Here is a 7,344-nt window from a genome sequence, read left to right on the forward strand (position 1 = left end):
CGTGTGGCACCGCGCAGTGGAGGGGGCTGCGCGGTGCTGCCTCCACTCCCTGACGGGACGTCACTCCGCGTGCACGGTGACCCGCACCCCGCGCCGCACCCCCCACCGCTCCATCGCCCCGGCCTCGGCCTCCAGGACGTGCCGGGCCCGCGGCCGTGGCAGCCCGACCCGGCCCGGACGCATCGTCCGCACCGCCAGGACCCGCGACTTCCGGTCCAGATAGGCGACGTCGATCGCGAACCGCATCCCCAGGGTGTGCACCGAGTTCGCCGGACTCAGCAGCAGCGCGCCCTCGATGCCGTCGCGGCCCAGCAGTCCGCGCCGCCGGGCGCGCGCCGACACGGCCGGCTCCAGTGGCACCGGCTCGGGCGTCTCGGGAGTCGTGAACGTGGCCATGACTGCGAAGTTAGCGACGGCGTCAAGCAGGCGTTCGCCACGCGCGTCACCCGGCTGGAGTACATCCGGGCAAGTCGGCGAGGAAATCGCAACCGGGCGCAAACCCGTCGGATCTCTCCGGTTCCTCCGTGATTTCCTTTGAATCCGCCGTGATTCAGCCATGATCAGGCCCTGAACCGGGGCTTCCGGGCCCACCGGGGCGTCGCCGGGCGATTTCGGAGAGTAGTTGTGGCACGCCGATGCACGCAGCATCACTTACGAAGGGTTATGGTGGAAACCCCCCTCGGGCCGGTCCGTCTCCCCCCCACGGACCGGCCCGTTTTTTCTGCCCGCACGCGGCGGCCCGACGGACGCCCCCGTGCGCCCCTCGGCCCCGCGGACGCGGACCCTGGTGACTCAGCGCCCACCGACGACCGGCTCACCGTCCGGTCTCGGCGTCCACCGACGACCGGCTCACCGTCCGGCCCCGGCGCCCACCCGTGGCCCGCTCGACCTCCCGCCCCGGCGTCCACCGGCGGTCACGTCGCCCTCCGGCCTCAGCTCCGACCGGCCCAGATGTTCGTCCCTGGCGTCGACACCGCGAACGTGTCGATCTCCTTCAGCTCCTCGTCCGTGAGCTTCGGCGCCGCGAGCGCCGCCACGTTCTCCTCCAGCTGCGCCACGCTGGACGCGCCGATGAGGGCGGAGGTCATCCGCTCGTCACGCAGCACCCAGGTGAGGGCGAGCTGGGCGAGGGACTGGCCGCGGCGGGCCGCGATGTCGTTCAGCCCGTTCAGACGGCGTACGACCTCGTCGCTCAGCAGGTTCGGGTCCAGCGACTTGCCCTGCGTGGCCCGCGAGCCCTCCGGGATGCCCTTGAGGTACTTGCCCGTCAGCAGGCCCTGCGCGAGCGGCACGAAGGAGATGCAGCCCATGCCGGCGTCCTCGAGGGTGTCGAGCAGGGCGTCGTCCTCGGTCCAGCGGTTGATCATCGAGTACGAGGGCTGGTGGATGAGCGGGCGGACTCCCATGTCGGTGAGGATCCGGGCCGCCTCGGCGGTCTGCTCACTGGTGTACGACGACACCCCCACGTACAGCGCCTTGCCCTGTTGGACCGCGGACGCGAGCGCGCCCATGGTCTCCTCCAGCGGAGTGTCCGGATCGAAGCGGTGGGAGTAGAAGATATCGACGTAGTCGACGCCCATCCGCGTCAGCGACGCGTCCAGGGACGACAGCAGATACTTGCGCGAACCCCACTCCCCGTACGGGCCGGGGTGCATGAGGTAGCCCGCCTTGGTCGAGATGACCAGTTCGTCGCGGTACGGCGCGAAGTCCTGCTGCAGCAGCTTGCCGAAGTTGAGTTCCGCGGAGCCGGGCGGCGGCCCGTAGTTGTTCGCCAGGTCGAAGTGAGTGACGCCCAGGTCGAAGGCGCGGCGCAGGATCGCGCGCTGGGAGTCGAGCGAGCGGTCGTCGCCGAAGTTGTGCCACAGGCCGAGCGAGACGGCGGGCAGCTTGAGGCCGCTGCGGCCCGTGCGCCGGTATTCCATCGCGTCGTACCGGCTTGTTGCGGCGCGGTATACAGACATGTCGTTCATGCAGAGGAAACTACGTGAGCGCACTGACACCCCCCAGCAACCCCCAACCGGGGGTCCGGGGGTGTTCCCCGGAAGGCAACAGTCCGGGGGTAGGCTTCGCCACGGGGGACCGCCATACGGACAGGGACTGTGCTCGCTCGCGCCTGTCCGATCCCGCACGGAGGGGCTGACAACACGTGAACCTGCGCGACAACCTGCGCCGTCTGCTGGTCAGGTTCTATGCACGCAGGGTGGAAGGCCACCTCGACCACGACCAGGTGCCCAAGCACATCGGGGTCATCATGGACGGCAACCGGCGCTGGGCGAAGGCCGCGGGCTCCACCACGGCCCAGGGCCACCGGGCCGGTGCCGACAAGATCGAGGAATTCCTCGGCTGGTGCTCCGAGACCGATGTCGAGGTCGTCACCCTGTGGCTGTTGTCCACGGACAACTTCGACCGCCCGCAAGAGGAGCTCGGCCCGCTGCTCGGCATCATCGAGGGCGTCGTCCGCACCCTCGCCGCCGACGGCCGCTGGCGTGTGCACCACGTGGGCACGCCGGACCTGCTGCCCTCGGGGATGCAGACCGTCCTGAAGGAGGCCGAGGAGTCCACCGCGCACGTCGACGGGATCCTCGTCAACGTCGCCATCGGCTACGGCGGCCGCCAGGAGATCGCCGACGCCGTCCGCTCGATGCTCCTCGACGCCCAGGAGAAGGGCACCTCGATCGAGGACCTCGCCGACGCGGTCGACATCGACCTCATCGGCAAGCACCTCTACACCGGCGACCAGCCCGACCCCGACCTGGTGATCCGCACCAGCGGCGAGCAGCGGCTGTCCGGATTCATGCTCTGGCAGACGGCCCACTCCGAGTACTACTTCTGCGAAGTCTTCTGGCCGGCCTTCCGCAAGGTCGACTTCCTGCGCGCCCTGCGTGACTACGCGGCGCGACACCGCCGCTACGGTGGCTGACCCCTCTCCCGGCCCCTGGGGAACACACGTCATCAGCTGTTAACGAACGCGCCGTCATATGCCGTGGCATGGCGTGGCGTGTTCGAGGGCATAAGCCTTCCAGGTCGATGCCCGAACCACGGGTGTCGGATCTCAGCGGACGGCACGGGGCCGTCCGCCCGGGAGGCCCTTTGCACCAGCCCGACCGTGCGGTCAGTACGGACGAGAGGGAGGGCCGGTTTTCGGCCCGCGCATCGCGGCCAGGACCGGTCCAGCTCCTCTCCGTCGCTCCCCGACCTCATCCGAGGGGGTACGTCCTTCCGTGGTGACCAGCACAAAGCGCCACAAGCCAGACCGGCGCACTTATGTTCTCGACACCAGCGTCCTGCTGGCCGACCCGAATGCCCTGAGCCGCTTCGACGAGCACGAAGTCGTGCTTCCGATCGTGGTGGTCACGGAACTGGAGGCCAAGCGGCACCATCCCGAACTCGGCTACTTCGCCCGGCAGGCCCTGCGGCTGCTCGACGAGTTCCGGGTGCGGCACGGCCGCCTCGACTCTCCCATCCCGATCGGGGACCTCGGCGGGACCGTACGCGTCGAGCTCAATCACTCGGACCCCAGCGTGCTGCCCAGCGGCTACCGCCTGGGGGACAACGACTCCCGGATCCTCGCGGTCGCCCGCAATCTGCAGGCCGAGGGGTACGACGTCACGGTTGTGTCGAAGGACCTGCCGCTGAGGATCAAGGCCTCGTCCGTCGGACTCCTCGCCGAGGAGTACCGCGCCGAGCTCGCCATCACGGGCTCCTCCGGCTGGACCGGAATGTCCGAACTGACCCTCTCGGGCGAGCAGGTGGACGTCCTCTTCGACGTGGGCCACGCCTACGTCCCCGAGGCGGCCGAGCTGCCGGTGCACACGGGCCTGACGATCCAGTCGGAGCGCGGCAAGGCGCTCGGACGCGTGACGTCCGAGGGCAACGTCCGTCTCGTACGCGGCGATCGGGAGGCCTTCGGCATCAAGGGGAGGAGTGCTGAACAGCGCATCGCCCTTGATCTGCTCCTTGACCCCGACATCGGGATCGTGTCGATGGGCGGCCGGGCCGGCACCGGCAAGTCCGCGCTCGCGCTCTGCGCGGGCCTGGAGGCCGTCCTGGAGCGGCGCCAGCACCAGAAGGTGATGGTCTTCCGGCCGCTGTACGCGGTGGGCGGGCAGGAGCTCGGCTATCTGCCCGGCTCCGAGTCGGAGAAGATGAGCCCCTGGGCGCAGGCGGTCTTCGACACCCTCTCCGCGGTCACCAGCCGCGAGGTCATCGAAGAGGTCACCGCGCGCGGCATGCTGGAGGTCCTGCCGCTCACGCACATCCGCGGCCGCTCCCTCCACGACGCCTTCGTGATCGTGGATGAGGCGCAGTCACTGGAACGGAATGTGCTGCTGACCGTTCTGTCCCGAATCGGCGCCAATTCACGGGTCGTTCTCACCCATGACGTGGCACAAAGGGACAATCTGCGCGTCGGTCGATATGACGGAGTGGTCGCCGTCGTCGAGAAGTTGAAGGGCCACCCGCTCTTCGCGCATGTGACCCTCAACCGGTCCGAGAGGTCCCAGATTGCTGCCCTTGTGACCGAAATGCTGGAGGACGGGCAGATCTGACCCCACCTGTTCAAAGGGTGGCGGATACACGGTAGTTGGCGCCGTCCGGCAAAGGCGAAGAGCTTAGCCGGGCGGCGTCCTGGCGTGTGCTCGTTTCCGGAAAACACCTGGGACAAACGAGGTGTGAGCTTTCACACGCAACACAGAATTGCCTTGCGGCGTCCGGTTACGGCAGAGTCTCACTCCTGTCAGGCCCCGCATACGACACACCTGTACCCCCAGCGGTACGGCACAACAGAAACACCAGAACTTCACAGAGCCGTCGTATGCCGCCCGAGCACCACGCGGCGCTCCCCTCGCGGGAGTTGCCCACCGGGCCCGTGTCTCCCGTGACCCCGCAGTTGGGAGACCAGAGCCAGGGGCACGATTGCGTCCGCCAGGGTCACCGAAGCGGGCGATGCTGGAAGGAAACCGTGTGAGCCGGATTTCGGTCCGGGGATTCGCAGTGGCCTCGGCCACCGCGGTCACCGCTGTCGGAAGCGTCGTCGGAGTTGCCTCGGGCAGCACCGCCCAGCCCAACGATGCCGAGGCGACGGCAAGTGACTCAACCCTCCTCGCGGACATACCTGCGGGCCAGCAGGCCCAGGTGCAGACCGCGTCCCTGACGCAGCAGGCCGACGCACAGGCCATCGCCGCGGACGCGAGCGCCAAGAAGGACGCGGAGGAGGCTGCCCGCAAGCAGGCGGCCGAGGACGCGATCGCGAAGCAGAAGGCCGCGGAGAAGGCCGAGAAGGAAGCCAAGGAGCGCAAGGAAGCCGCCGAGGCGGCCAGCCGTTCCGCCACGCGCGACGCCACCAGCTTCTCCGTCCAGAGCTCGTACACCGTCGCGCAGATCCAGGCGATGGCGCGCCAGATGGTGCCGAGCGACCAGTTCCAGTGCTTCAGCAACATCGTGGACCACGAGTCCAGCTGGAACTACAAGGCGGTCAACGCCTCTTCCGGTGCCTACGGTCTCTTCCAGGCCCTGCCCGGCTCCAAGATGTCGTCCGTCGGCTCCGACTGGCAGACGAACCCGGCCACCCAGATCAAGTGGGGCCTCAACTACATGAACGAACGGTACGACAGCCCCTGCGGTGCCTGGTCGTTCTGGCAGGCCAACCACTGGTACTGAGCCACGAGCCGCACGTCGGCCGCTCAACCTTCCGAAGCCCCTCCCCGTCCTAGGGGGAGGGGCTTCGGCCATGTACGGTCGGATCCGACGACTCCGGGGGGAGTGGTGGGGAGCAACGGGGGAAAAGGACGGATCATGTCGCGAGTGCCAGGGTGGCTCGGCCGGCTGGGCGCCGGACTGACCGAGCTGGGGGAGCGGTTGGACGAGCGCCGCGCCGAGGTGGAGAAGGAGTCGGGGGGCTCCCTCGACACGGAGGACGTGCTCGACGTCCGTGCGGACGACGCCCCCAAGGACTCGGCGACGGCGGCGGAGGCGGTGGACACCGAGGCATCGGCGCCCCCGGCCGCGAGCGGTCCCGAGGACGTCTCCGCCCCTAGCGCCCATGTGCTGACGGCCGAGCGCCCCGACCCCGCCCTGGCCGTGCCCTGGGGTGTGCGGGTCGCGGCCGAGGCCGGCTGGCGGTTGCTCGTACTCGCGGGCACCGTCTGGGTGTTGATGCGGGTCATCAGCGCCGTACAACTGGTGGTGCTGGCCTTCGTGGCCGCACTGCTGATCACCGCGCTGCTGCAGCCGACGGTGGCCCGTCTGACGCGTTACGGCGTACCGCGCGGGCTCGCCACCGCGCTCACCGCGATCCTCGGCTTCGTCATCATGGGACTGGTCGGCTGGTTCGTGGTCTGGCAGGTCCAGGAGAACATCGACAACCTCTCCGACCAAATCCAGGACGGCATCGACGAGTTGCGCAGGTGGCTCCTCAACAGCCCGTTCCATGTGACGGACAAACAGATCAACGAGATCGCCAAGAACCTGCGTGAGGCGATCGGCGCGAACACCGATCAGATCACCTCGGCGGGCCTCGAGGGCGTGACCGTCATCGTGGAAGCCCTGACCGGCATCCTCCTGACGATGTTCTCCACCCTCTTCCTCCTCTACGACGGCAAGCGGATCTGGCAGTGGACGCTCAAGCTCGTCCCGGCCGCCGCCCGGCCGGGTGTCGCGGGCGCGGGGCCGCGGGCGTGGCGCACGCTCACGGCGTACGTCCGCGGCACGGTGATAGTGGCGCTGATCGACGCCATCTTCATCGGCCTCGGCATCTACTTCCTCGACGTCCCCATGGCCGTCCCGCTGGCGGTCTTCATCTTCCTGGGCGCGTTCATTCCGCTGGTGGGTGCGGTGATTTCCGGGGCGTTGGCGGTGGTGGTCGCGCTGGTGACGCAGGGTGTGTTCACGGCGGTGATGACGCTGGTGGTGGTGCTGGCGGTGCAGCAGATCGAGGGCCACATCCTGCAGCCGTTCATTCTGGGGCGGGCGGTGCGGGTGCACCCCCTTGCGGTGGTTCTCTCGGTCGCCGCGGGTGGGATGGTCGCCGGTATCGGCGGTGCGGTGGTCGCGGTTCCGCTGGTCGCGGTCACCAACACGGTGGTCGTCTACCTGCGCTCCTACGCCCGCGAGGCCGACCTCCGCCAGGCGCCGGAACCTCGCGGCGCCACGGCGGTGGACGCGGCACCGCTCCACCGGCCGGCGCCGTAGTTTTTTCGCCCCCTCCGCCCCTACCCGTCCCGTACCAGCCTGTCGGCTGCGGGTGAGTGGGGGCTTGTCGCGGGGGTGCCCCCCCCCCCCCCGGGGGGCGGGGGGGGGGGGGGGGGGGTTTGGGGGGGGGGGGGGGGGGCCCCCCCGGCCGTACGT

6 protein-coding genes are annotated in these 7,344 nt (G+C 69.2%); 4 read left to right on the forward strand and 2 right to left on the reverse strand.

Features of this window, described 5'->3' with window-relative positions; all coding sequences use genetic code 11:
* Positions 1 to 60: 60 nt before the first annotated feature.
* Together ACFY0T_RS31245 and mgrA are read right to left on the reverse strand one after the other, a co-directional pair.
* The gene (locus ACFY0T_RS31245) at positions 61 to 396 is read right to left on the reverse strand and encodes a DUF192 domain-containing protein (protein WP_388877832.1); all 336 of its coding nucleotides are present in this window, start codon (positions 394 to 396) and stop codon (positions 61 to 63) included.
* A 536-nt stretch (positions 397 to 932) separates the two neighbouring features.
* Positions 933 to 1,970, reverse strand: a complete 1,038-nt coding sequence (mgrA, locus tag ACFY0T_RS31250; protein WP_388877835.1) for an L-glyceraldehyde 3-phosphate reductase — start codon at positions 1,968 to 1,970, stop codon at positions 933 to 935.
* Positions 1,971 to 2,146: 176 nt separating this feature from the next.
* On the opposite strand from mgrA, the gene ACFY0T_RS31255 reads away from it, so the two are divergent.
* The 4 genes from ACFY0T_RS31255 to ACFY0T_RS31270 all read left to right on the forward strand — a co-directional run bounded on the left by ACFY0T_RS31255 (position 2,147) and on the right by ACFY0T_RS31270 (position 7,188).
* The gene (locus ACFY0T_RS31255) at positions 2,147 to 2,920 is read left to right on the forward strand and encodes an isoprenyl transferase (RefSeq protein WP_388877838.1); all 774 of its coding nucleotides are present in this window, start codon (positions 2,147 to 2,149) and stop codon (positions 2,918 to 2,920) included.
* 301 nt (positions 2,921 to 3,221) lie between these two features.
* Entirely contained in the window at positions 3,222 to 4,547 is a 1,326-nt protein-coding gene (locus ACFY0T_RS31260) for a PhoH family protein (protein WP_388877841.1), read from the forward strand.
* A gap of 415 nt (positions 4,548 to 4,962) precedes the next feature.
* Positions 4,963 to 5,658: a transglycosylase SLT domain-containing protein gene (locus tag ACFY0T_RS31265; RefSeq protein ID WP_388877844.1), complete on the forward strand. Its 696-nt coding sequence runs from the start codon at positions 4,963 to 4,965 to the stop codon at positions 5,656 to 5,658.
* A gap of 135 nt (positions 5,659 to 5,793) precedes the next feature.
* Entirely contained in the window at positions 5,794 to 7,188 is a 1,395-nt protein-coding gene (locus tag ACFY0T_RS31270; protein WP_388877848.1) for an AI-2E family transporter, read from the forward strand.
* The last annotated feature ends 156 nt before the right edge of the window (positions 7,189 to 7,344 follow it).

Source organism: Streptomyces sp. NPDC001530 (genome assembly GCF_042894545.1).
GTDB lineage: Bacteria > Actinomycetota > Actinomycetes > Streptomycetales > Streptomycetaceae > Streptomyces.

Coding starts and splice junctions, on each gene's coding strand:
- ACFY0T_RS31245 (WP_388877832.1), bottom strand. CDS start 396: ATGGCCACGTTCACGACTCCCGAGACGCCCGAGCCGGTGCCACTGGAG.
- mgrA (WP_388877835.1), bottom strand. CDS start 1,970: ATGAACGACATGTCTGTATACCGCGCCGCAACAAGCCGGTACGACGCG.
- ACFY0T_RS31270 (WP_388877848.1), top strand. CDS start 5,794: ATGTCGCGAGTGCCAGGGTGGCTCGGCCGGCTGGGCGCCGGACTGACC.